Annotated in this window: 20 protein-coding genes and 1 riboswitch; of the genes, 6 read left to right on the top strand and 14 right to left on the bottom strand. The window is 64.1% G+C overall.

The features are described 5' to 3' along the window. Window positions 1-102 precede the first annotated feature (102 nt). The gene (locus tag ABCN07_RS05195; RefSeq protein WP_343005695.1) at window positions 103-2,721 is read left to right on the top strand and encodes an ATP-dependent Clp protease ATP-binding subunit; all 2,619 of its coding nucleotides are present in this window, start codon (window positions 103-105) and stop codon (window positions 2,719-2,721) included. A gap of 247 nt (window positions 2,722-2,968) precedes the next feature. Here ABCN07_RS05195 and ABCN07_RS05190 read toward each other — a convergent pair whose 3' ends face one another. The 6 genes from ABCN07_RS05190 to galE form a co-directional block, all read right to left on the bottom strand. Beyond that, on the bottom strand, window positions 2,969-4,198 hold the full coding sequence (locus tag ABCN07_RS05190) for an ABC transporter permease (protein ID WP_343005694.1): 1,230 nt from the start codon (window positions 4,196-4,198) through the stop codon (window positions 2,969-2,971). A gap of 3 nt (window positions 4,199-4,201) precedes the next feature. After that, window positions 4,202-5,017 (bottom strand): ABC transporter ATP-binding protein, encoded by an 816-nt coding sequence (locus ABCN07_RS05185; protein ID WP_343005693.1) that lies wholly within the window; start codon window positions 5,015-5,017, stop codon window positions 4,202-4,204. A 2-nt stretch (window positions 5,018-5,019) separates the two neighbouring features. Further along, complete coding sequence (locus ABCN07_RS05180; RefSeq protein ID WP_343005692.1) at window positions 5,020-6,525, bottom strand: efflux RND transporter periplasmic adaptor subunit; 1,506 nt, start codon at window positions 6,523-6,525, stop codon at window positions 5,020-5,022. A gap of 195 nt (window positions 6,526-6,720) precedes the next feature. After that, window positions 6,721-7,629 carry a peptidoglycan-binding domain-containing protein gene (locus ABCN07_RS05175; protein ID WP_343005691.1) on the bottom strand — a complete coding sequence of 303 codons (909 nt, stop codon included), beginning with the start codon at window positions 7,627-7,629 and terminating at the stop codon, window positions 6,721-6,723. A gap of 93 nt (window positions 7,630-7,722) precedes the next feature. After that, window positions 7,723-8,769 (bottom strand): polyprenyl synthetase family protein, encoded by a 1,047-nt coding sequence (locus ABCN07_RS05170; protein ID WP_343005690.1) that lies wholly within the window; start codon window positions 8,767-8,769, stop codon window positions 7,723-7,725. 9 nt (window positions 8,770-8,778) lie between these two features. Further along, window positions 8,779-9,834 carry a UDP-glucose 4-epimerase GalE gene (gene galE, locus ABCN07_RS05165; protein ID WP_343005689.1) on the bottom strand — a complete coding sequence of 352 codons (1,056 nt, stop codon included), beginning with the start codon at window positions 9,832-9,834 and terminating at the stop codon, window positions 8,779-8,781. Between the two features lie 220 nt (window positions 9,835-10,054). Here galE and ABCN07_RS05160 point away from each other — a divergent pair, with 220 nt between their 5' ends. After that, a complete protein-coding gene (locus ABCN07_RS05160) occupies window positions 10,055-10,270 on the top strand; it encodes a hypothetical protein (RefSeq protein ID WP_343005688.1) in 216 nt (71 codons plus the stop codon). Between the two features lie 159 nt (window positions 10,271-10,429). Here ABCN07_RS05160 and ABCN07_RS05155 read toward each other — a convergent pair whose 3' ends face one another. The 4 genes from ABCN07_RS05155 to ABCN07_RS05140 all read right to left on the bottom strand — a co-directional run bounded on the left by ABCN07_RS05155 (window position 10,430) and on the right by ABCN07_RS05140 (window position 15,308). Further along, complete coding sequence (locus tag ABCN07_RS05155) at window positions 10,430-11,629, bottom strand: hypothetical protein (RefSeq protein WP_343005687.1); 1,200 nt, start codon at window positions 11,627-11,629, stop codon at window positions 10,430-10,432. Between the two features lie 542 nt (window positions 11,630-12,171). Continuing rightward, window positions 12,172-12,975 (bottom strand): energy-coupling factor transporter transmembrane component T, encoded by an 804-nt coding sequence (locus ABCN07_RS05150; protein WP_343005686.1) that lies wholly within the window; start codon window positions 12,973-12,975, stop codon window positions 12,172-12,174. Further along, on the bottom strand, window positions 12,969-14,711 hold the full coding sequence (locus ABCN07_RS05145; RefSeq protein WP_343005685.1) for an energy-coupling factor transporter ATPase: 1,743 nt from the start codon (window positions 14,709-14,711) through the stop codon (window positions 12,969-12,971). The genes ABCN07_RS05150 and ABCN07_RS05145 overlap by 7 nt, the downstream gene beginning before the upstream one ends. A gap of 27 nt (window positions 14,712-14,738) precedes the next feature. Beyond that, window positions 14,739-15,308, bottom strand: a complete 570-nt coding sequence (locus ABCN07_RS05140; RefSeq protein WP_343005684.1) for an ECF transporter S component — start codon at window positions 15,306-15,308, stop codon at window positions 14,739-14,741. 6 nt (window positions 15,309-15,314) lie between these two features. Continuing rightward, window positions 15,315-15,458, bottom strand: a riboswitch (FMN riboswitch). 308 nt (window positions 15,459-15,766) lie between these two features. Here ABCN07_RS05140 and murB point away from each other — a divergent pair. Beyond that, window positions 15,767-16,711 carry a UDP-N-acetylmuramate dehydrogenase gene (gene murB, locus ABCN07_RS05135; RefSeq protein WP_343005683.1) on the top strand — a complete coding sequence of 315 codons (945 nt, stop codon included), beginning with the start codon at window positions 15,767-15,769 and terminating at the stop codon, window positions 16,709-16,711. Window positions 16,712-16,716: 5 nt separating this feature from the next. On the opposite strand, the gene ABCN07_RS05130 is transcribed toward murB, so the two are convergent. The 3 genes from ABCN07_RS05130 to ABCN07_RS05120 form a co-directional block, all read right to left on the bottom strand. After that, entirely contained in the window at window positions 16,717-17,883 is a 1,167-nt protein-coding gene (locus ABCN07_RS05130; RefSeq protein ID WP_343005682.1) for a hypothetical protein, read from the bottom strand. Window positions 17,884-17,904: 21 nt separating this feature from the next. Continuing rightward, window positions 17,905-19,269: a PFL family protein gene (locus tag ABCN07_RS05125; protein WP_343005681.1), complete on the bottom strand. Its 1,365-nt coding sequence runs from the start codon at window positions 19,267-19,269 to the stop codon at window positions 17,905-17,907. Between the two features lie 296 nt (window positions 19,270-19,565). Continuing rightward, entirely contained in the window at window positions 19,566-20,432 is an 867-nt protein-coding gene (locus ABCN07_RS05120; protein WP_343005680.1) for a DegV family protein, read from the bottom strand. A gap of 204 nt (window positions 20,433-20,636) precedes the next feature. Here ABCN07_RS05120 and ABCN07_RS05115 point away from each other — a divergent pair, with 204 nt between their 5' ends. From ABCN07_RS05115 to nhaA, 3 genes are all read left to right on the top strand, one after another. After that, a complete protein-coding gene (locus ABCN07_RS05115) occupies window positions 20,637-21,200 on the top strand; it encodes a DUF1836 domain-containing protein (RefSeq protein ID WP_343005679.1) in 564 nt (187 codons plus the stop codon). 325 nt (window positions 21,201-21,525) lie between these two features. Then, on the top strand, window positions 21,526-22,452 hold the full coding sequence (locus ABCN07_RS05110) for a manganese-dependent inorganic pyrophosphatase (RefSeq protein WP_343005678.1): 927 nt from the start codon (window positions 21,526-21,528) through the stop codon (window positions 22,450-22,452). A 5-nt stretch (window positions 22,453-22,457) separates the two neighbouring features. Further along, entirely contained in the window at window positions 22,458-23,849 is a 1,392-nt protein-coding gene (gene nhaA / locus ABCN07_RS05105; RefSeq protein ID WP_343005677.1) for a Na+/H+ antiporter NhaA, read from the top strand. A 223-nt stretch (window positions 23,850-24,072) separates the two neighbouring features. On the opposite strand, the gene ABCN07_RS05100 is transcribed toward nhaA, so the two are convergent. After that, on the bottom strand, window positions 24,073-24,363 hold the full coding sequence (locus ABCN07_RS05100) for a hypothetical protein (RefSeq protein WP_343005676.1): 291 nt from the start codon (window positions 24,361-24,363) through the stop codon (window positions 24,073-24,075). Between the last annotated feature and the right edge of the window lie 63 nt (window positions 24,364-24,426).

Here is a 24,426-nt window from a genome sequence, read left to right as displayed (position 1 = left end):
CTACCCGGCTCGAGGGTATAAGCTAACAACGTGCCCGTGCTGCCATGAGGCCGCATGGGCACGTTGGTTTTGCAGGAAGAACGACCGAGGGGGAACCTTCGCATGTTCGACAAGTTCACAGACAAGGCCCGCAAGGTCATGAGCCTCGCTCAAGAAGAGGCTCGTACCCTGGGGCAGATGTACGTTGGCACGGAGCACCTGCTTCTCGCCCTCATCAAGGAGGGGGAGGGCATTGCCGCCCAAGCCCTCGCCCAGCTCGACGTTACGTATGACGAGGCGCTCGAGGCCGTGCGTCAGGTCACGGATCGTGCGTATGAGCCCGTGCCTGGCGGTCACATCCCGTTCACGCCGCGCGCCAAGCGCGTACTCGAGGGCGCCTATCGCGAGACCATGAGCCGCGGCGCCACCTACATCTCAACCGAACACCTGCTGCTTGGCATCGTGCGCGAGGGCAACGGCGTGGCGATGGAGACGCTGAGCCGCCTTGGCATCTCGGGCGATGCTGTCCGCAATGCCGTCAACGAGCTCATCGAGAAGAACACTCCGGCTGATGACGCATCATCGCAGGCACAGGAGGTCCGCATTGGCCCGGATGGCGTGTCCGTCGGCCCGGCGCGCACCAGCCCCTCCTCGAGCGATGACGCCTCAATGCTCGAGAAGTACGGTCGCAACCTCACGGCGCTCGCCGCGGAGGGCAAGCTTGACCCGGTCATCGGCCGCGATCGCGAGATCGAGCGCGTGATGCAGGTGCTCGCGCGTCGTCAGAAGAACAACCCGCTCATTCTCGGCGATCCGGGCGTCGGCAAGACTGCCATCGTCGAGGGCCTGGCGCAGCTCGTCGCGGCCGGCACCGTGCCCGACATGCTCCGCGGCAAGCAGATCTGGACGCTCGACGTCTCCGCCCTCGTCGCCGGCTCCAAGTACCGCGGCGAGTTCGAGGACCGCCTCAAGAAGGTCATTGCCGAGGTCGAAAAGGACGGCAAGGTCATCCTCTTCATCGACGAGATGCACACCATCATCGGCGCGGGCTCTGCGGAGGGATCCATCGATGCGGCGAGCATCCTGAAGCCACCGCTGTCCCGCGGCGAGATCCAGGTCATCGGCGCCACCACGGCAGAGGAGTACCGCAAGCACATCGAGAAGGACTCCGCGCTCGAGCGCCGCTTCCAGCCGGTGAACATCAACGAGCCTAGCCCAGAGGATACGATCAAGATCATCCAGGGCCTCCAGGCGTCCTATGAGGCGCACCACCACGTGCGCTACACGCCCGAAGCGGTGGTTGCTGCAGTCACGCTCTCGAACCGCTATGTGCAGGACCGCTTCCTGCCTGACAAGGCTATTGATGTCCTCGACGAGGCAGGCGCTCGCACGCGCGTTCACAACATGACGCTCCCGCCGGAGATCGCCGAGGTGGACGAGGACCTCACTCGTGTCCGTGCTGACAAGAAGGCTGCCGCTGACAGGCAGGAGTTCGAGGACGCCGCTCGCCTGCGCGACCGCGAGAAGGAGCTTCTCGCTCGTCGTGTCGAGCTCGAGGACGCATGGCACAAGCGCATGGACGCCAACGTCGTAACCGTCGATGAGGCCGCCATCGCAGACGTCGTCTCCTCGATCACGGGTGTGCCCGTCTCGAACCTCTCCGAGGCCGAGGCATCGAAGCTCCTTCGCAGCGAAAGCGTTCTCCACCAGCGTGTCATTGGCCAGGAGGAGGCCGTGAGCGCCGTTGCCCGTGCCATCCGTCGTAGCCGCTCGCCGCTCAAGGACCCGCGTCGTCCTGGTGGTTCGTTCATCTTCCTGGGTCCCTCGGGCGTGGGCAAGACCGAGCTCGCCAAGTCGCTCGCGGAGTTCCTCTTTGGTTCCGAGGACGCGCTCATCACCTTCGACATGAGCGAGTACATGGAGAAGTTCGCCGTGAGCAAGCTCGTGGGCGCGCCTCCGGGATATGTGGGCTATGACGAGGGCGGCGAGCTCACCAAAGCCGTCCGTCGCAGGCCCTACTCCGTCGTGCTGTTTGACGAGATCGAGAAGGCTCACCCCGATGTCTTCAACATCCTGCTGCAGATTCTCGACGAAGGCCGCCTGACTGATGGCCAGGGTCGCAAGGTTGACTTCTCCAACACCGTCATCATCATGACGAGCAACGCCGGTGCGCGCGAAATCGCCAAGCCGAGCTCTATGGGCTTTGGCGCGAATGCGGGCGCCCTCTCCGACGCGGAGATCAAGAGCCGTGCGATGGGCGAGCTCAAGAAGCTCTTCCGTCCGGAGTTCCTGAACCGTGTCGATGAGATTGTGGTCTTCAAGTCGCTTACGAACGCCGAGATTCGCGGCATCGTCGACCTCATGATCGCGGACCTGCGCAACCGCCTCATCGGCAATGGCATGTCCATCGAGCTCACGGACGCTGCAAAGGATCTGCTCGCCAAGGAGGGTACCGATCCCATCTATGGCGCCCGTCCGCTGCGTCGCGCAATCCAGACGCTCATCGAGGACCCACTTGCGGAGAGTCTGCTCGAGGGAGGCTGGGTTCCGGGTGATATCGTGCTCGTCGACGTTGGGGAGGACGGTAAGCTCTCCTTCACCAAGACGAAGGGCGAGATTCCCGAGCGCACGGAGCGCGAGCACCTTGCCTCGCGCGAGCTTCCTGGTGCGGGTTGGGGCGCCCCTACGGGCGGCCCGTCCTCGCCTGCGAGCGGTTCGGGCCTGGCTGCCGCGGGCAACTAGCGCGGGCAACTAGCTCGGGCGTGCCTGTGCGACTACGTGCCGCGAGCAGTGGGCGCAGGCGTCGCGGATGGCGACAACTAACGAGACGAATGCGGGGCGTCGGCCATATGACCGGCGCCCCGTTTGTTTGGGTTGCGATATGTGATAGCCTGCCGCGCGGCGCGTCCTGTATGGTACTCCAGCGCGCAACTCGCGCGGCGCGGTGTGCCACGGCTGCTTCGCGCCGGCGGCCGTGCGCCCCCGGGCGCTACTGGTAGCGCAGCGCCTCTACCGGGTCGAGGCGGGCAGCGCGACGTGCCGGGTAGTAGCCGAACACGAGGCCGATGAACACGCACACGCCAGTGGCAAAACCAACGGCGCTGAGCGAGATGGCCGGTACGAGCATCGCGCTACCGGAGCCGCCTATCTCTGCGACGAGCCCGGTTGAGCTGGCGATCCATGCGAGTGCCCATGAGCCTGCGTAGCCCGCGATGATGCCGATGATTCCGCCAGCCAGGCTGATGGCAATGGACTCCGCGAGGAACTGCGCCGTGATGTCCGTGCGCGTGGCGCCGAGGGCGCAGCGAAGGCCGATCTCGCGGATACGCTCCGTCACGTTGGTGAGCATCATGTTCATGATGCCAATGCCGCCTACCAGCAACGATATGCTCGCGATGGAGCCAGCGATGAGCGCGAAGGAGTTCATGAAGTTATCCAGTGCCTCGATGCTCTCCTTCATGGAGTAGACGTAGATCATGTCCTCGATGTCTTCATCGGCGATGTGCTGGATGCGTGCGACCTGTGCCTTCGTCTTCTCGACGAGGGCGTTCATATCGACACCCTCCTTCGCGAAGCCAACGACCTCGTGAAGCGCGCTCGAGTCTGCACCTAGGCGCGCCTGTACGCACTTGAGTGGCACCCATGCGAAACCGCTTCCGTCGCCCATCGAGGTCATCGAGCTCTGGCTCGTGACTCCCACGATGGTATAGGAGGAGTTCTGGATCTTGATGGTCTTGCCGGCGAAGTCGGCCTCGGGATTGCCAAAGAGCTGGCGCATGACGTCGGGCGTGACGATGCAGACCTGAGCGCCGCGGCTCTCCTCGTCTGCCGTCCACGTGCGTCCCCTCGCGGGTTTGATGCCGGTGGCGGTTAGATAATCGTTATCACCACCGGATATCTGCATGTATATGGAGCCCTTGTCTGTCGTCACGTCTGTCGCCGTCGAGGCGCCGCCGGCGATGAATTCGTACTCGGGGATTGTCTGCTCGAGCGTGTCGATGTTCGACTTCGTGAGGCCGTAGGGTGCGTAGATGGAGACACGCCGTGCGGCGTCGAGGCCGAGTTCTCCAACGAGCGAGTTGCGGACTCCTCCGATGAGCGAGGTCATGGCGATGACGGCGGCGATGCCAATCACGATGCCGAGGACCGTGAGGAGACTCCGCCCTCGGTTGGCGTCAAGCGCGCTCGTTGTCTCGGTTGCGAGGTCGCGGGGCGTCATCTCTTACACCTCCGGAATGCGGTTGGGGAGCGACGTGGCGCTGCCTGGGTCGGGCGTCGTAACGCGCTGGAGGCGTGTTGCGGCGGCGGCTTCAGCGCTCGCGAGTGTCCCGAGCGTGCCACCGACGCGCCCGCCGCCCGCGAAGGCGCCGTCTGCAAGGCGCCCGTCGAGGATGTGCAGGGCGCGGTCCGCACGTGCGGCGACGTTTGGGTCGTGCGTGATGAGGACGATGGTCTTACCGCGGTCGCGAAGGCGCTCGAAGGTCTGCATGACCATCTCGCCAGTGGCGGAGTCGAGGTTGCCGGTGGGCTCATCCGCGAGGATGATCGCCGGGTCGCTGACGAGGGCGCGTGCGATGGCGACGCGTTGCATCTGTCCGCCGGAGAGCTCGTTGGTCAGGTGGTCGAAGTGGTCCGGCGCGATGTCGACGGCCGTGAGCGCGCGAATCGCGCGTGGTTCGCGTTCGCGACGGTCTACCTCGGCATAGGCGAGCGGCAACATGACGTTGCGCAGCACCGTGGCACGCGGTAGGAGGTTGAAGCTCTGAAACACGAAGCCGATGCGCCTGCCACGCACGAAGGAGAGGTCGTCGTCAGAGAGGGTCGAGATGTCGACTCCCTCGAGGCGATACGTGCCCGTGGTGGGCGTGTCGAGCAGGCCGAGAATGTTCATGAGGGTCGACTTGCCCGAGCCCGAGGGTCCCATGATGGCGACGAACTCGCCCTTGTTGACCGTGAGGGACACTCCGCGAAGAACGTGGTTGAAGCCGGCACCCGTCTCGAAGATGCGGTGGATGTTCTTGACGTCGATGACGGGCATGGTTATCGCGCCACAGTCGTCTCGCCCTCGACGGATGCGTCGAGGGAGCTTTCGGAGGCGTCGCCGGAGGCAACGTCTGCGGCGTTTCCGGCAACGTCGCCCATGGTGCCGGCATCAATATCGTCTATGGTCGCGGCTTCCATGCCGGAGATGATGACGAGGTCGCCGTCGCGGATCGCGCCCTCCGTGGGCTTGATGGCGGTCTCTGAGCCGTTGTCGCCAAGAATCTCGACGTGGACGGTGTGCGCGGCATGGGTCTTCTCGTCATCCTCGACGTAAACGACGCCGGTTCCATCGCCGAAGTCCGTTACGGCGGCGGAGGGAACGATGAGGGCGGAGTCTATGGAGTTCGTGATGATGGAGACGTCTGCCGTCATGCCGGGTTTGAGGCGCGGGTCTGGCGTGGGGATGACGAGCTCGACGGCGTAGGTGGCACCGCTGCCTCCACCATAGCCGTAGCCACCACCATCGTTGCCGCTGGAGGTCGAGGCAATGGACTTGACGGTCGCGGAGAGCGTGAGGTCTGGAACGGCGGAGAAGGTGACGTTCGCGGTCTGGTCAAGGGAAAGCTTGTTGATGTCGACCTCACTGATCTGGAGCGTGACGTTCATCTGGGAGAGATTGGCGACCAGGCAAAGCGAGCCGGTGCCCTGGGTGCCCGCGCTAGCGACCGCCTGGCCCACGGTAGCGCCTGGCTGGGCGTTGAGCTCGACGATGGTGCCGTCGATGGGGGACTTAACGGTGCGCTGCTCAGCGCGCTCGACTGCCTGGTTGTACGCGTCGCTTGCTGCCTCGAGCGAGATCTGGGCGGACTCGGGAGCGCGCTGGGCCTCGGTGAGCGCATTGCGGGCGCTCTTGAGCTCGGCCTGGGCTTCTTCGAGGGCCGCCTGCAAATCCGTGTCGCCAGGATTCGCGTTCAGCAGATTCTGCGCCTTGCCGACGGCCTCCTCCGCGGCACTGACGGTCTGCTTCGCCTGCTCGACCCCTTGGTTTGCCTCGTCAACGCCTTGCTTGGCGGTGCGAACGCCACGTCCTGCCTCGTTGATGGCGCGGTCAAGGTCATCGTTCTTGATGGTGAAGAGGACGTCGCCCGCCTTGACCGTCTGTCCGGCAACGACGTTGACGGAGTCAATCGTGCCGTCGATCTGGGGCTGAACCACATACGAGGAGGAGGGCTTGATGGAGCCGGATCCGGTGACCTCAGTCGTGAAGGGGCCGGTGTAGGCAGGGGTGGTGACGACCTGGATGCTGTCATCCGGTTTGTTTGCCGTGACGGCGCGGAAGACGAAGAAACCCGCGACGAGTGCGGCGATGATGCCAACGACGACGCCCCTCCTGATCAGCTTCTTGCGGCGACGCTCGGCACGCATGCGCTTCAGCTGCTCGTAGGCCTCGCGCTCCTCGGGATCGAGGTCTGCCAGGGGGTCATTGGGATCAGGGGCAGCGAGAGGGTTGGGGGAGATGACGTCCAGCTTCTGGGTCTCCTGCTCATGGTTGCCGGGTTGCATGTGGCCTCCGTGGGGATCGGGGTCATTTTGGGCAGCGTGCAATCCAGGCAAGCATATCGGACAGTGCTTGGCCTGATGCTAAGAACTCGACAGGTGACAGATATGTAAGGGAAAAGGCTCGAGACCCAATCGTTGAACGGATCTCGAGCCTTAATGTCGATGGCAGAAGAGCTATGTGTGGCAGTGCCTTATCTGCTAGGAAAGCGCCGCGCAGAGCGTGTCGACAAGCGAGACGGCGAGCATCTGGGCGTCGTTGATGGTGAAGGAGCCGTCGAAATTGGGGTCTGCGGGCAGCTCGATACGAACCACGGGAGGCTTGGTGCGCGAACTCTCAAGGGCCGTGCGCAGGCGCAGGGCGAGGTCGCCGTCGTCTGCCATAGTCACGTTGGCGACGGAGGAGACAGCGGGGCGCGGCGTCACGGCAAGGACGATAACGGCGCGGTCGGTCGGGAGGGCGTCGGCGGTCGAGTCGACGAGGCGAAGACCGGTGTCATCGGACATGGCGCGAGCGATGTTCCAGATGCGGCCGGCGACATTGCGCGAGATCGGGTCTTCGGCGGTGAGTGCAACGGCGACCTCATCGAGAACGAGCGCGGCACGGGCGAAGCTCATGCCGCTCATGGGATGAGGACCCTGAGCGGGCTTACCGGCCCAGACGTGACGAAGGCGTTCGATGGCGTCGAAGGTGTCAGCGAAGGCGATGCCGTCTGCGAGCATGCCAACGTTCTCCTGGAAGAGCTTGACGGCACCCTCCGTGTGGGGCCCATAGTAGCCATCGGCCTCGCCACAGGAGAAGCCGAGGACGTTGAGCGCGTTCTGCAGACAGCGGACATCGTTGCCGTGGAAGTTGGGGAGACGCAGGTAGAGGGTGCGATCACCCATCTGGTAGCACTCGTCGACGAGGACGGACCAGCAGGGCAGGTCAACTTCCGCCGAGATGGACAGGCCGTGTTCGATGCGGAAGCGAGCCACGGCGTTTGCGGTGGACGAGCCAAACTCGGATGCGGAGCGCTCCGCCTCGTCAATCTCGTAGTCGAGCGATGCCAGGCGATCCTGGACGTCCTCGACCATCGAGCCGGTCATGCCCTCGCGAATCGGATCCATCAAAGTACTCCTTGTGTGCCTGCGCGGCCGCCTGGGGGAGCGCCGCGCCTCTAGATATCTCGTGGGCCCCGTGGGCCCTGTTCTTGCTCGCGGCTAGGCCGCGCGCTCTACAAAGAAGTCTGCCATAGAGCAGAGTAGGTCGCGAGCCCCAAACGTAATGTGGCCCTTTTCCGCCGCCTCTGCTGCCAGGCGCTTGGTCTCCTCCGCACCCTTCTCGGCGAGCGAGCGGCAATGCTCGATGCCGCCACCCGCTTCGATGAGCTCAACGGCGCGTGCGAGGTCATCGGGCGCGGTCACGCTTGCGGTCAGGAGCGACACGAGCTCGTCGCGCTCTGCGGTGCCAAGGTTTTCGAGCGCGTGGACCACGGCGAGCGTGCGCTTGCCCTCCGTGATGTCGCTCCTGAAGTCCTTGCCTTGGGCGTCTGCGTCGCCGACGAGGTTCAGCAGGTCATCCTGTAGCTGGAAGGCGACGCCGGCCTCGATGCCAATCGCGTAGAGTTCGCGTGCGACGTCCTCGCTGGCACCACCGGCGATGGCGCCGAGGTAGAGCGGGTAGGCGGCCGTGTAGTAGGCCGTCTTGCTCGTGACCATGAAAGTGTAGTCCGCGCTCGTGATGTCCCAGCGCCCGTCGCGTGCCCAACCGAGGTCGAGCGCCTGTCCCTCGAGGGTGTGGCGCTCCATCGTGGCGAGGCTGCGTAGAAGCGACAGCTTGGTGGGCGCGTCAAGCGCGGCGTCCTCCATGACAACCTCGAACACCTGCGTGAGGGCGAGGTCTCCCATGTTGATGGCGACGCCCGTTCCCTCCGTGACGTAGAGGCACGGCTCGCCGCGGCGGAGCTCGGACTCGTCCGCGATGTCGTCGTGGACGAGCGCGGCGCTCTGGAAGAGCTCGATGGCAATGCCGGCGGAGAGGGCGCGCTCTGGCGCGGCGCCTACGGCCTCGGCGCCGAGCAGGCAGAGGACCGGCCTCACGCGCTTGCCTCCGCCCGAGGTGAAGTGGGCGAGGGGCGCGTAGAGGTAGCGGCTGAGGTCTGCCGTCGCGCAGGAGGTGCCGTCAAGCGGGGTTGCCGCGACGCGGGAGAGCGCCTGCTCCACGAGGGGCAGGCGCTCCTTCAGATATCCGGGGAAGGTGTTGCTCACGCGGCCGTCCTAGCCCTCGTAGCCGTTGGGGTTCTTGGACTGCCAGTTCCAGGAGTCGCGGCACATGTCGTCGATGTCGTACTTGGCCTCCCAGCCCATCTCGGCCTTGGCCTTGGAGCAGTCCGCGTAGTTCGAGGTGACGTCGCCGGGGCGGCGCGGGTCGATGACGTAGGGGATGTCCTTGCCGCAGGCGCGGGAGAAGGCCTTGATGATCTCGAGCACAGAGGTGCCCTTGCCGGTGCCGAGGTTGAAGATCTCGACGCCGGTCTTGCCGTTCATCCAGGCGAGGGCGGCAGCGTGGCCGGTGGCGAGATCGCAGACGTGGATGTAGTCGCGGACGCCGGTGCCGTCGGGCGTGTCGTAGTCATCGCCGAAGACGTGGACGGCCTCGCGCTTGCCGATGGCGGTCTGCGCGACGTAGGGCACGAGGTTGTTGGGAATGCCCTTGGGGTCCTCGCCCATGAGCCCGGAGGGGTGGGCTCCGATGGGGTTGAAGTAGCGGAGAAGGACGACGTTCCACTCGGGGTCAGCGGTGTGGAGGTCGGTCAGGATCTGCTCAATCATCCACTTGGTCCAACCATAGGGGTTGGTGGCGTTCTTCTTGGGGCTGGCCTCGGTGAGGGGCAGGGAGTCCGGGTCGCCGTAGACGGTGGCGGAGCTGGAGAAGATGATGGACTTGCAGCCGTGCTCGCGCATGACGTCGACGAGCGTGAGCGTGTTGCCGAGGTTGTTTGAGTAGTACTCGATCGGCTTGGAGACGGACTCACCCACGGCCTTGAAGCCGGCGAAGTGGATGACGCGGTCGATCGTGTGGGTGTCGAAGATCTGCTCGAGCGCGGCGCGATCATTCACGTCCGCGATGACGAGCTCGAGGTTCTTGGCTGCATCGGGGCCAACGATGGTCTTGATGCGGTCCTCGACCTTCGCGGAGGCGTTGGAGAGATCATCGACGATGACGACCTTGTAATCCTTCTGAAGCAGCTCGACCACGGTGTGGCTGCCGATGAAGCCGGCGCCGCCGGTGACGAGAACGCAGGTGTCTTTGGGATCGATCTTCTCGCTCATGGGGTTCCTTTCGCCCAGGCGTTCAGTGACACGTAGACAGGGCGGACCTTGTCCACACCAGGTTCCCATTATAGTGCCGATATGGTTGTGCTCGCGGTGCGAACGGCAGTTGGCAACTACGCCAGTGCTGCACCCTGCCGCTTGGCGATAGGGGGCGAGTTCTCACCATATTACAGGGTATATATCGACCGAAATACCCTATCGATAGAAATGAGGGTTTATGTATTTGGCAAACGGTTTCGCCATTGTCTTGGTTCTGTTCTACGTTGCGGCGTTCGCTGCGTATCTCTTGGCGGTACGTCTGTTGGCGGACATCATCCAGATGAAGGGGTTTTCTGTCGAGAACAGATGGATGCTCTACTTCATAGGCGTTTTTACCACTCCCATTGTACTTGGCATTATTGCCATCGCCGTTCCTGACAGATCAAAGGAATAACGAGCAAGCGGCTGTGGTGCCGCGAACGAGCAAACGGCTTTCGTGCCGTGCGAATGACGAGAACAGAATGCTGACAAAAGCGGGATCGCTCGAATTAACCGGGCGACCCCGCTGCTTTAGCGAGCGTATGCTGCAATGGAAGGGCTGCCGAGCGTTGGCCTAGCCGGCCCATCCCCAACGAGGCGTGACGATGTCGCCGTAGGAGGCAATCCAGGAGTCGAGACTCTGCGTGTTGATGTAGCCCACGTTCTCCATGACCATGCCACCGCCGATGTAGATGCCAACGTGGCCGTAGATGCGGCCGGCTGCGGTGCTGCCGTGCGTCGAAACTGCAACGATCATGCCCGCCTGCAAATCGCTTTTGTTGGAGCTCGTGCAGTAGTTCCAGTACATGTTGTTGGCGTTGCCGCCGGGATAGCCAAGGCCGGCGGCCTGGTAGACGCGGCTTACCCACATGGCGCAGAGGCCCGCGCCCGGAGAGGCGACTCGGTGGCAGGCGGCGACGATGGCGGCGCCCTTGTCAGTCGGGGAGGCATTGCTGAGGTTGCCGGAGACGCCGCCGGCAGCGCTCGCGGCCGCCTTCGCGGCTTCCGCCTGGCGGCGCTCCTCCTCGGCTGCGGCAGCGATCTCCGCGTCGCGCTTCGCCATGAGGGCCTTCACGTCATCGGAGAGGCTGTTGACGACGGAGCTAGCCTCGTTCTGCTTGGCCTGAACGGCCTGAAGCTGCTGGGTCTGCTCCTCCTTGAGCTGCTCGAGCTCAGCCTTCTGCTGTTCGAGCTCACCCTTTGCCTGTTCGAGCTCCGCCTTGGCGGTCTTGACGTCGTCGATCAGCTGCTCGTCGCTGGCATTGATCTTGCCCATGTAGAACAGATTGTTCGAGAACTCCTCAAAGCTCTGGGAGTTGAGGATGAGGGCGAGGATGTCCGAGTTGCCGGTCTTGTAGCTGCTCGAGATGCGGTTGGCGAGTTGATCTTGCTTAGCGTCGATTTCCGCCTGCTTGGCGTCGATTTCCGCCTGCTTGGCATCGATTTGGGCTTGGACGTCCTCGATCTTGCCGACGGTCTCGTTGAGCTTCTGGTTGAGCTCCTGGTACTCCGCGGCGATGGCGTCGAGCTTGGCCTGGGCGGCGTCAAGCTCTGCCTGGGCGGAGTTGAGGGCGTTGGTCGTCTGTTGGGAGGCCTTTGCGGCAAAAGCCGAGGAAGGCGCGCCGAGCATACCGGCGGTGATAACGGAAAGGCCAAACATGGCCTTGAGAGCCGTGCGGCGCGTCATGAGCTTCTGCGGGTGGGAAAGGGTGTTGAGCCCGTCTTTTTCATATGAGGAAACGCCCTCGGTGGGGCGGAGGTTGCTTCGCGACATGTGTGCTCCAAGTGGTGTACGTTTGCGTGTCGGTGGCTCTGATTTGAAAAGGATAGACCAACCGAGTCTCCGTTGCCCGAATTACACGGCTTTGACGGATGAGGCATCTGGCGAACGGCTCTAGCTACGAGCCCACGTGGCAGGTCTGCGCCTGAGAGGGCGGGCATCGCACCTCGTGGGCAACAAGCCATGCAAAGTGGTTCCGTGGGGTCGTTGACATATCTACGGAGTCGAAGTCCGCTGATGCCAAGCCATGTAAACGCCTTCTGCTCGCCCCTCTAATGTCGCCAGAGGTTTTTTCCGAGAGGATGGTCAAAAAACCCATCTTGGCGTACGCCTGAAGACAATTTGTGGTGTGATGCGCGGTGCGTGAGACGGTTAATTGATCGATTTGGGCCCGTAAGGTGTGGCTGGGCTTGGGTAGAGGACTCCTTAAGTCCTCAGTTGCTTGACTCCAGTCAAGCAACTGAGGATGTGATTGACTTGGACCGTACGCCAAGAAGGTGTTTTTGACCATTGGCCGCGGAAAATGCTTGCGAGGACTAGATTCCAAGAGCTGAAAGTGCGATGAGGCAGGCGCTCCAGAGGCCACAGGCCGCCGTGAACACGATGTCACGCGGGCGAATGCGCTGTTCATGGTAATGTGTGCGACCCGCGCCGCCTTCAAAGCAACGGGCGTCGAGCGCTCGGGAGAGATTGTCGGCGTGGCGAATCGCTCCGGCGAACATCGGCACGAGGACGGCGCCAATGGCACGGATGCGGTTGGCGAGGCCACCCTCCTCGAAGGACGCGCCTCGTGCTGCCTGGGCATCCATGATCGATTGGGCCTCGTCCGCAAGTACCGGCACAAAGCGAAGGGCGAGTGAGAGCACCATCGAGATCTCATGGGCGGGAAGGCCCAGGTGGCCGAGGGGCGAGAGCAGGGACTCGAATGCGTCCGTGAGGGCGGTGGGTGTGGTGGTGAGCAGCAGCAGGGCGCCCAGTGCTACGGCCATGAGCAGACGGACCGCGTAGAGCGCGGCGATCCAGATGCCCTCGGTGGTGAGTGCGAGAGGCCCTAGTTGTGCGAGCGTTATTCCACCGCGTGCCATGAAGAGGTTAAAGACGGCGACGAAGGCCACGAAGGGCACGATGGGGCGAACGCTTGCCCAGATGATCTTGGGCGCAACGTGGCTTGCGGCGATGAGCGCGAGGATGCCGGTCGTGGCGAGGGCGAGCCCTGTCGGTGTGGTCACCGTAACCATGAGGAGGACGAGGACCATGAGGCAGATCACCTTCACGCGCGCGTCGAGGCGGTGCACGAGCGAAGCGCCTGGCTGATAGCGTCTGATTGAGGAGGCTAGCAAGGTCGATCCCCTCCCCTGAGCCGGGTGATGTTGGTGACGAGCGCGCTGGTTGTGAGCGGCTGGCCAAGCTCGCCCGGTGCGAAAACGCCGGCGTCCTCGAGGCTGTGGGCGAGCTCGAGAGGGGCGGGTACGCCAAGACCAAGCTCGCGAAGGGCTTCCCCACGGGAGAAGACCTCCGCGGGTGTGCCGGCGAGGGCGATGCGCCCGTGGTCAAGCACGATGACGCGATTCGCGAGCTCGGCGACGTCCTCCATCGAGTGGGAGATCATGAGCACGGTCACTCCGCGGGCATGGAGCGCGCGAACGTGCTCGCGCAGGTGGGCCGCCCCGCGCGGGTCGAGCCCGGCGATGGGTTCGTCGAGGACGAGGACCTCGGGCTCCATGGCGAGGACGCCGCCCAGGGCAACGAGTCGCTGTTGTCCGCCCGAGAGGTCGAAGGGGGAGGCACTGGCCTTATCGACGATGCCGAGGAATTCGAGCTGCTCGTTCACGCGGCGAGCGACTTCTTCCTCGGAAAGACCGAGGTTGCGAGGACCGTAGGCGATGTCCTCGGCCACGGTCTCGGCGAAGAGTTGGCGCTCGGGGCGCTGCATCACGAAGCCGATCTTGCCGCGAAGCTCGCGGCGGCGCTTGCGGTCAGCGGCAGGGATGCCACATACGCTGACTTCGCCGGATTGTGGATTGGCGAGCGCGCATGCGAGACGGGCGATCGTGGACTTGCCGGAACCCGTCTGGCCGACGAGGGCGACGAGCTCACCGCGCGCAAGCTCGAAGGAGAGGCCGTCAAGGGTGGGGGCAGCGCCGTACGAGAAGCTGACGTTTGAGAAACGAAGGGCCGCCGGCGCGTTTTCGCTGGTGGGGATGCTTGTCGCGTGCGGGGACGGTTCCTCGCCCGCAGACGCGATGACCCCCTGGCTTGCGCCCTTCTCGGCAAGGGTATGTGCGAGCTCGCTTGCGCTTGCGCAGGGCTCCAGGCCAAGCTCGAGCGACACGCGCGTTGCGAGAGGAAGGTCAAGGCCGCATTCACGCAGCTCGTGGGCGTGCGCGAAGACCTCTTCGGGGGTTCCCTCGAGAACGACGCGGCCGCCGCGCATTACGATGACGCGGTCTGCGGCGAGTGCCTCGTCCATGAAGTGCGTGACGTGGACGAGGGTGGTGCCGGCCTCCTGAAGCAGGTCGAGCACGTGCATGACGCCACGACGTCCGCGGACGTCGAGCATGGCGCCGGGCTCATCAAGCACGAGCATGTCTGGGTGCATGGCGAGGGCACTCGCGATGGCGACGCGCTGCTGCTGGCCGCCGGAGAGGCGCGCCGGATCTGCCTGCGCGTATGCGGACATCGCCACGCGCCCGAGCTCCTCGTCGACGCGGTGGGCGATGTCGATGCGCTCGATGCCGAGGTTCTCTGGGCCAAAGGCCACGTCATCGGCGACGACGCTCGTGACGATCTGGTCCTCGGGGTTCTGGAAGACGAGGCCCGTGACTCGGCGCGCGTGACGGTAGGCGTCCGGGTCAGGCGAACCGTCGAAGCAGGTACGGCCCGCGAGTTCGACGGTTCCCTCGTCGGGCGCAACCAGGCCTGCGAGCACCTGAGCGAGTGACGACTTACCGGAGCCGTTGGGACCGAGCACGCAAATGCGCTCGCCGGGCTCAATGCGCAGCGAAACGCCATCGAGGGCCCAGGTGAGGCCGCCGTCATAGGAGAGACGGACGTCCTCGAGCTGGGCCCTCGACATGGGCGCGCTGTTAGGCGAGGCGGTCAATTACCTGCTCACGAGCTTGGAGACGGGCTTGAACACCACGGCGGTCACGGCACAGTTGAGCGCGACCTTAATGATGTTGAAGGGCAGCAGTACCGGCACGATCATGGCCATGACGTCGGCCGAGGTCATCGTGGGGGTGTAGATCGGGGTGATGACGATGTTGGCTCCGCAGGCGACGACGAGGGTGGCAACGGCGCCGAGCGCCATGCCGGCGGCAGCGCCAGCGACGGTCTGCTTGCGCTCGTACACGAGCGAGGCGGGGACGACGAGCGCGAGCGTGCAGAGGATGCCCATGAGGCCGCCCCACGGATTCATGAAGAGGTGGGGGAGCCAGGACAGGACGCTCACGATGGCGCCCGTGCCCGTGCCGAAGGCGAGGCCCGCGACGAGGCAGACGGCGCCGGACGGGTCGTACTTCAGCCACGCGACCGGCGGAACCGGAATCTCCATGTAGCTGACGATCATCGAGACGGCGACGAACAGCGCGCAGATGGCGATGCGCTGGGTCGACCAGCCACCCGACGTGGTGCCGGTGGTTGCGTGGGAGTTTGCGTGCGTGGAAGTAGCCATAAGTGGCCTCCGTTTCTTCCATCCGGACTGTGACCGTTGGCCCCGGATTCTCACCGGATCGACCGCGTATCCGCGGGTCGCGGGCTCCTGGCTGGCTCTTTGCCACCAGTTACCGCCAGTGGGGAATTTCGCCCCGCCCTGAAACTGACACCGATAGGCTAGCACATTGCCCATGGCGCGCAAGGGGATTTATGCGCGAGGGCTCGAGACGCTGCGGGACGAGCGGGGAGCGGGTTCGTGGCGTCGGGGCCGAGGTACGACGGAGTATGCCTTGCGAGGCGGCGACGCTCCGGTCTGGCGGCCTCGAATGCGGAGTTTGCATTGACGCGCGAAAGGGCGGGTAAACTTCAGCGGAGAGAACAAGATGCTTGCCGTGCGGACAGCCTGGGGTTGTATTGCCGGCCACTGACACCATCGCCTATTGGCGCGCGGCAGCTCGCGTAGCCCGAGGAGGACCCATGTCCCAGGATTCCGAGAAGTTCAACGCCCTTGCCCACGCCCTCGAGAGCGTGGTGGGCGCGGATGCCGTCCGCCGCGACGAGCCGATGGGCGCCCATACCACGTTTGGTGTCGGCGGCCCGGCGGACCTGTTCGTGACGCCCGCGACGGAGGACGAGCTCGTGCGCGTCACGCGCGCCTGCGTCGATACGGGTGTGCCGCACTTTCTGCTTGGCCTGGGTTCTGACCTGCTCGTCGGCGACAAGGGCTATCGTGGCGTCATGATCGACTGCGCTGGCGCGCTCGACGACATCCTGTTGCTGGGTGATCCGCGCGAGACCTGCGAGATCCTCTGTGAGGCGGGTGCTGCCATCGCGGATGTATCCGAGCTCGCGGCTTCCCTTGGCCTTACGGGCCTTGAGTTCGCTTGCGGCATTCCTGGTAGCGTGGGCGGTGCCGTCTTCATGAACGCCGGCGCCTATGACGGCTGCTGTGCCGATGTCCTCGAGAGCGTCCGCTGCCTCATGCCGAGTGGCTATGTCGAGGAGATTCCGGCCGATCAGCTCGAGATGGGCTATCGCACGAGCCGCGTGCGCACCGAGGGCCTTGTGGTGCTCTCCGCCACGTTCAAGCTCGAGGCGGGTGATCGCTCCCAGATTGCGGATCGCGTGGCCGAGCTTACGGAGGCACGCCAGTCCAAGCAGCCGCTTGAGTATGGCAGCGCGGGCTCGACCTTCAAGCGCCCCGAGGGTCACTTTGCCGGCAAGCTCATCAGCGATGCCGGCCTCAAGGGCTACCAGGTGGGGGGAGCTGCGGTCTCGACCAAGCATGCAGGCTTCGTCGTGAACCTTGGCGGTGCCACGGCGGCCGACGTGCGTGCCGTCATCTCCCATGTCCAGGACGAGGTCAAGCGTCAGTTCGACGTCGAGCTCGAGCCCGAGGTCAGGTTCGTGGGCGAGTTCTAGGTTCGTTAACCCACCATATGCTCGTGGAGCTCAAGAAGCTCGAGCGCGATGCTGTCGATAACGGAGAAGTCCGAGCCCTTGTTGGTCATTACGACGAGAACCACATCGCCGGTCTCCTCGCGCACCACGCCGGCATCAACCGTGGTCGAGAGGGGGCCACCTTCGCCAGGGTACCAGCCAGCCTTTGACCAGGTGCCGCCAAAGGCCCTGCCCACGTACCTGATCGCAGAGGTCTCCGGTATGGCGAATTCGGTTGCGAGATAGGCGGCGCCCGGCTCGTTACTGGCAAGGTACTGCCCACAGAGCGCCCACATCGAAAGCAGCTGGTTGGGCGTCACAAACTCGTAGTTATTGTCCGCGATGCTCGCGACGCTCAGCGTCTGCATGGCAGAGTCGATGTCGCTGGTCGCCGCCGTTGCCGGCAGGTTTTCCGCGCCTGCCTCGTCAATGAGCTGTCGCATGACGTCGCTGCCGTTGCTCCCGCGCAAGATGGCGTAGGCGACGTTGTCAGACTGCTCGATCGTCGCGGAGACGAGACCTGAGAGGGATTCGATGCCGTCGCCCAGGCCATAGTGCGCGAGCGCGGCGACATAAGGCCCCTTGAGCGAGCTTGCGGAGTAGAAGGCAGTGTCTGCGTTGTAGCTGATGGTCGCACCGGTGTTGACGTCTAGCAGGACATAGCCAACCTTGTAGCCCGCGTTTTCGATGGCATCGGTCGCGTGACGAAGGGGAGCGATTATGTCGTTGGTGACGCTGGCATCTGAGACGATGATGCCCGCTGGGTCCTCGGGGACGGATAACCCCGTCGAGATTAGGCTATTCGCGAAGGAGGCTCCGCTTGAGGGCGGCGCAGACACTCGAGCGCTGAGGACACCGACGGGTTCTCCCTGGCGAGCTGCTGCAGAATCGTTCTTCGTGTGTGCGATACCAAAGACGAGGGCGATGACGGCGACGACGGCAACCGCGCTGGCTATGACGGAGGCGCGGGCGTCCACGAGGAGGATCCACCTAAGCACGCGCGGAAGCGCGGGCGTTTCCGCCTGCGCTTCCGTCTCGGTGCCTATCTCCGCCTCGACGAGCCTCTCGTTCGTCTCGGCAATGTTGTTCAACTCGGGCGCATCGGTCGACTCGAACGATTCGTCCAGGTCGCTCTCGCGCTGCTCGTCTGACATCTTGCCTTGCCTCGCTGCCGCCTAGTTCTTGAGAGAGTTGAGCGGGGCCGGGAAGCGGCCGCCGCGGTGTGCCAGGACGTGACCCGCGTTGGGGTTCACGTGCATGACGGGGGCGCGGCCAAAGAGGCCGCCGAACTCGACGCAGTCGCCCTCGGCCTTGCCGATGGCGGGGATGAGGCGAACGGCGGTGGTCTTGTTGTTGATGACGCCGATGGCCATCTCGTCGGCAATGATGCCGGCGATCGCCTCGACCGGCGTGTCTCCCGGGACGGCGATCATGTCGAGGCCAACGGAGCACACGCAGGTCATGGCCTCGAGCTTCTCGAGGGAGAGCGCGCCGGCCTCGGCGGCGTCGATCATGCCGGCGTCCTCGGAGACCGGGATGAAGGCGCCGGACAGGCCGCCGACGCTGGAGCTCGCCATGACGCCGCCCTTCTTGACGGCGTCGTTGAGCATGGCGAGGGCGCACGTGGTGCCCGGGCCACCGCACTGGCCGACGCCGATGATTTCGAGGATGCGCGCCACGGAGTCGCCGATGGCGGGGGTGGGGGCGAGCGAGAGGTCGACGATGCCCTTCTCGACGCCGAGGCGGCTCGCGGCCTGGCGGCTCATGAGCTCGCCGGCGCGGGTGATCTTGAAGGCGGTCTGCTTGATGCGCTCTGCGACCTCCATCATGTCGGCGGTCTCGGGGAGCTCGGCGAGGGCTGCGGCCATGACGCCGGGGCCGGAGACGCCGACGTTGATGACGGCGTCGGCCTCGCCAGAGCCGTGGACGGCGCCCGCCATGAACGGCGAGTCCTCGACCATGTTGGCGAAGCAGACGAACTTGGAGGCGCCCACGGAATCTTGGTCCGCGGTGAGCTTGGCGGCGTCGATGATGGTTTGGGCCGCCATGAGGACGGCGTCCATGTTGATGCCGGCGCGCAGACTCGCGACGTTCACGCTCGAGCACACGCGGCTCGTGGAGGCAAGCGCCTCGGGGATGCAGTTGATGAGACGGCGGTCTGCGTCGCCGATGCCCTTGTGCACGAGGGCGGAATAACCGCCGAGGTAATCGATGCCGAGGGTCTCCGCTGCGCGGTCGAGCGCGTGCGCGAGCGGCACGAGGTCGACGTCCGGGCAGGCGGCGGCAATCTGGGCGATGGGCGTTACGGAGACGCGCTTGTTGACGATGGGGATGCCATACTCGCGCTCGAGGTTCTCCGCGGTCTCCACGAGGTGCTCGGCCTTGGTGGTGATGCGGTCATACACCTTGGTGCACATGCGGCCGAGGTTCTCGTCCGCGCAGCTCATGAGCGAGATGCCCATGGTGATAGTGCGGATGTCGAGGTGCTGCTCGGTCACCATGTTGAGTGTCTCGGCGACCTCTTCTGCAGTAATAGACACGATGTCCCCTTCGTTTGGCGTGGACGTGCGGCATGCGCTTGCGGACGCGCTGGCCCAGTGTTTGTGGGGCTTATGCGCGCAAATGTGCGATTTACACATTATGCACGAGTGCTAGGGGAGACGATACCGAACGGTGCCGCTGTTCGTTGGATTGTTACAGGCAGCGGAGCGTTTTGCGGTGCCGAGGCATTTTGTGGCCAGTGCCCTCGCAATCCCTGCATATGGAGAAAGCCGCTCGAGGCGGCCTCCGCATGAGCTCGGGGTGGATTGGCTTTTGCCCGGGGCGAGGACGGACGCTAGAGCGTCAGGACGGGCTGGGCGGCCATGCCAATGAGGCTGGGGCCTGTGTGCACGACCAGGTCCGGTGAGAGGCCGACCTTGACGATCTCACGGCAATTGGGAATCATCTCGCGAATCTTCTCGGAGAGCTCCTCCGTGCGAGGCTCCGCCTTGGTGCAGCACACGGCACAGATGACCTGCGCGTATCCCTTCGCCTTCTCGGCAACGATGGCAAGCTCGCTGGCGAGGGCCTTCTCCCAGCCGCGGCACTTCTTGACGGTGATGTACTTGCCCTCTTCGTCACAGGTGAAGACGGGCTTGAGGTTGAGGACGCTGCCGAGGCGGTAGGTGGCCTCGTTGATGCGGCCGCCGTGGCGCAGGTAGGAGAGCTCGCGCACGGTGAAGTAGCCGTGGGTCTCCGCTGCGAGGGCCTCGAGCCTGCCCTGGAGCTCGTCGAAGGGGATGCCCGCCTCGACCATGCGGACGGCGGCCATGACGGTGAGTCCCGCTATGACGCCTATGTTCTTGGTGTCAACGACCGCCACCGGGAAGTCCGGCATTTGGCCGGCGACGAGATGGACGGTGTGGTTGGTGGCAGAAAGACCAGAGCTGATCGTCACGAAGACGGCTGCCTCGTAGCCATCGGCGCGCGCGGTCTCGAGAGCCTCCCGGATGTCCTTGGGGGAGGGGAGGCTCGTCGTGGGAATTTCCTCGGCGAAGCGGTCGATCACCTCGTCGGCGGTAATCTCCGAGCCGGAGCGAAAGCTGTCGCCGTTGGAGTAGTTGACTGCGAGCGACACAGTGCGCACGTCATGAGCCGCGGCGAAGTCCGCCGGGGTGTCAGTGCCCGAATCCGTGATGATGGCAATGCGCTGCTCGTTCATGCGGGGCTCCCTGTTAGGTGCGGTGCGACTGTTGCTCATGCGATGCAAAGTCTCTCGGTCGAATCTTCGAGATTAGTGTATCTAGTTATGGATACTAGGAAACGTCATTTTGATAATGTGTAAACTTGCGTCACAAATTGAACCTGGCGTACATTTACCTACTGAATCCTTGGGAATTGGTTATTCGGGCAGAGGGGGCCGGCGATGACTTTGCACGAGGATGACGTTCGCGATCTGCGCGAGCGTATGACGCACGTCCATATCGCGCGAGTCGAGGAGATGCCGCGCATAGAGCTCTATCTCGACCAGGTGCTCTCCTTCGTGTCCGAGAACCTCTCGTTCATGGCCCTTCCGGGCGAGGAGCTCATCACGAGCTCTATGGTCAACAATTACGTGAAGCAGCGCGTGATTCCAGCCCCGCAGCGCCGTCGCTACACTCGTCGCCATGTCGCTTCGCTCATCTTCGTGTGCACGCTGAAGCGCGTGCTTTCCATAGGCGAGGTCAAGACCCTGTATAACGCCTGCGTCGACCGAGGCGTGAACGTCGCCAGCACGTATGACGTACTCGTCGCTACGCTCGAGGAGACCCTCGCCCGCCGCTTTGCCGTTGACGAGGTCGAGCACGCCATTCCCGCAACCCCGCACGTGCCGCTGACGGACGTTAACGATGTCGAGGTCGCCCCTGACCTGTCGCGCCTCATGAGCGCCGCCGTCGAGGCTGTGGCGGATAAGGTCTACGTGGAGCAGACTCTTTCCCAGGTGAGGTAGGCGCTGTCGAGGCGCTGGGCGTGGCTTTCCCGGTCATGCCGTGACGTGAGCGCGGTCCGGTGCGCCTCCGTGCGGGCGCGCGGTGACACAGTAGATGCGACGGCTTGCGCGCGCCAGGCTGCACCTCCGTGCGGACGCACTGTCGAGGCACTGGCTACCTCCCAGGTGAGGGCAACATTTCAGCGTCTTTGTGGAACAGCGTCCCGCTCAGACGGGGCGAACAATTCGGTGGGTACAATTAAAAAGTTGCAAAAACGGTGGGCGCAGGGGCGTCTGCCTTGCCGGGTGCCGCCGTGGTGCCCGCTTAGATTTGGAGGTACGCGCAATGAGCACGGTCTACGTCTTTGGTCACCAGAACCCTGACAACGACGCCGTCATGTCCGCCGTCGTTCTCGCCCAGCTTCTTAACCAGGTTGGATACGAGGGCAACGAGTACAAGGCCTGCGCCCTCGGTGCGCTTCCGGCTGAGTCTGCCAAGCTCCTCGCTGAGGCCGGTATCGCCGAGCCCGAGCAGATCAAGGGCGTCGAGGCTGGCCAGCTTGTCGTTCTGACTGACCACAACGAGTCCAGCCAGTCCGTCGAGGGCCTGAAGGACGCCACCGTCCTGGGCGTCATCGACCACCACCGCATCGGTGACTTCGAGACGGCCACCCCGCTCCACTACATCGCGCTTCCCTGGGGCTCCAGCTGCACCATCGTCGCTAAGCTCTTCGAGGTTCTCGGCCAGGAGCTCACGGACGTCCAGGCGAAGCTCCTGCTCTCTGCCATGATGACCGATACCCTCATGCTCAAGAGCCCCACGACCACCGACGTCGACCGTGCCATTGCCGCCAAGCTTGGCGAGCAGCTTGGCGTTGATCCGGTCAAGTTCGGCATGGAGGTCTTCCTCTCCCGTCCGTCCGGCTCCTTCACCGCGGCCGAGATGGTCGGCAACGACATCAAGATGTTCGAGGTCGCCGGCCAGAAGCTGCTCATCGGCCAGTACGAGACGGTCGACAAGAGCCGCGCTCTCGGCATGATCGACGAGATCCGCGAGGCCATGCGCGCCTACCAGGCCGACAAGGGCGCCGAGGGCATCGTCCTTTGCCTGACCGACATCATGGAGGAGGGCTCCCAGGTCCTCTTCGAGGGCGAGACCGCCGTTGCCCAGAAGGGCCTCGGTATCGCCGACGAGCACGACGGCGTCTGGATGCCCGGCGTGCTCTCCCGTAAGAAGCAGGTTGCTGCCCCGATTCTCGCCGCCGCGGAGTAGAAGATATGACCCAGAGCCCGGAGCCCATCATCAACGAGGAGATCATTGCCGAGGAGGTGCAGGTTCGCCGCTTCGAGCGTAGGGATGCGCGTCAGGAGTTCACGTCTAACGGCACCATCGCCGCCGCCGTGATGGTGCTCGCCGCCATCCTCGCCGTTATCGTCGCGAACACGCCCGCCTACGAGGCGGTCCACCACTTCTTCGAGACGTCGATCGGCGTGTCCATCGGCGGCGTGAGCGCGAGCCTCGCGCTCGAGGAGTTCGTGAACGACTTCCTGATGGCCATCTTCTTCCTTCTCGTGGGCATCGAACTCAAATATGAGATGACCGTGGGCCAGCTGCGCCGACCGCGACAGGCGGCGCTTCCCATGCTCGCCGCCGTGGGCGGCGTGGCCGTGCCCTCGCTCATCTACCTCGCCCTGAACCTCGGAAAGGGTGGCGCGCCCCATGGCTGGGCCGTTCCGATGGCGACTGACATCGCCTTCGCTCTCGGCATCATGTCGCTGCTGGGCGACCGCGTGAAGCCGGCGACCAAGGTCTTCTTCTCGACCCTCGCGATCGCTGACGACATCCTCGCCATCATCGTGATCGCCGTCTTCTACGGGCAGGCCCCGAGCATCCCGTGGCTTGCCGCGTCGCTTGGCTGCATCGTCGTGCTCGCGGCGCTGCACCGCATGCGTGCGTTCGCCGCTCGCTGGTACATCGTTGTGGGTCTCGTCCTGTGGGTATGCATGTTCAACTCCGGCATCCACGCGACGCTCGCTGGTGTCATCCTGGCCCTGTTCCTGCCTGCCAAGTCCGACATCCGCCTCGACGCGCTGCGTGACTGGCTTGGCGACAAAGCAGACCTTCTCGAAGACGCCTATGACGAGGAGTCCCACGTCCTTGGCCAGCACGATTTCACGGAGAAGGCTCACAGCGTCGAGCGCGTGATGCATCGCGTTGCGCCGCCGCTGGTCCGCGTCGAGAGCGCCATTTCGACGTTCGTCAACTTTGGCATCCTCCCGCTGTTCGCCTTCGTGAACGCGCAGGTCTGCCTCGTGGGCGCCGATCCGGCGGCCATCCTTGCCGACCCTGTGACTCGCGGTGTCTTCCTGGGCGCGTTCCTGGGTAAGCCGATTGGCATCATCGGCGTTACCTTCCTGCTTGTGAAGATTGGTTTCGCCAAGCTGCCGAAGGGCGTCGACTGGAAGCAGATCATTGGCGTGGGTCTCATGGGTGGTCTTGGCTTTACGATGTCCATCCTCATCGCGGGCCTTGCGTTTGTGAGCGAGACCGAGGTACTTGCGGCCAAGTGCGCCATTCTCGCGTGTTCTATCGCGAGTGCCGCCGTGGGCAGCGCCTTCATCCTTGCTGCGACCAAGAAGCCCGTCGAGCCTGAGGCCGACGAGGATTAAGCGCCGCGAACATATCGAACGGCTAAACGCCAGATGACTCAGTTTGGTGTGCGGGCGGGTCTTCCAACCACGGAGGACCCGCCTTTTTATGTGGTGAACCGACGTGTTCGTAGCGTGCGATGCGCCCTCGATGGGGTTAACGTGTCTGAGCTGACGGCTGGCGTTGCTCGTGGTGTGCCTGCGACGTCCGCGGTGTTGGTTGCGCTGCTCTTGGGGCGTCGCGCTACTCCACGGTGCCGAAGCGCTGGGTCCAACCGTGGGCGACGAGGGCGGAGTTGAGTTGGTCTGCGAGGCGGGGGCGCTCATAGACGCCGCTCGGCAGCATGCCGACGACCTCAAGCAGGTCATACGGGAGGTCAAATGTCTCCGCCATGATTTGAACGTCGAGGTTATCCACGAAGTGCTCGCTCATGAACAACGCATCAACGAAGCGTTGGAGCTCGCCGTACTCGTCAGAGTTTGGTATGTAGGGAGGCTTTTCCATGGACACTATGGTAACAGCCGCGGATGCCATTCGCTCTCTCGTAACGCGCGCTTCACCACTTCGCGTTCCATAACGATTATTTCTCTCTATACT

It is taken from the genome of Collinsella sp. 1033st1_E11_1033SCRN_220408 (assembly GCF_039062465.1).
In the GTDB taxonomy this organism is placed as follows: Bacteria; Actinomycetota; Coriobacteriia; order Coriobacteriales; family Atopobiaceae; genus Parolsenella.
The sequence above is the reverse complement of the archived record's forward strand: the minus strand, read 5'-3'. Positions and strand labels throughout refer to the sequence as shown.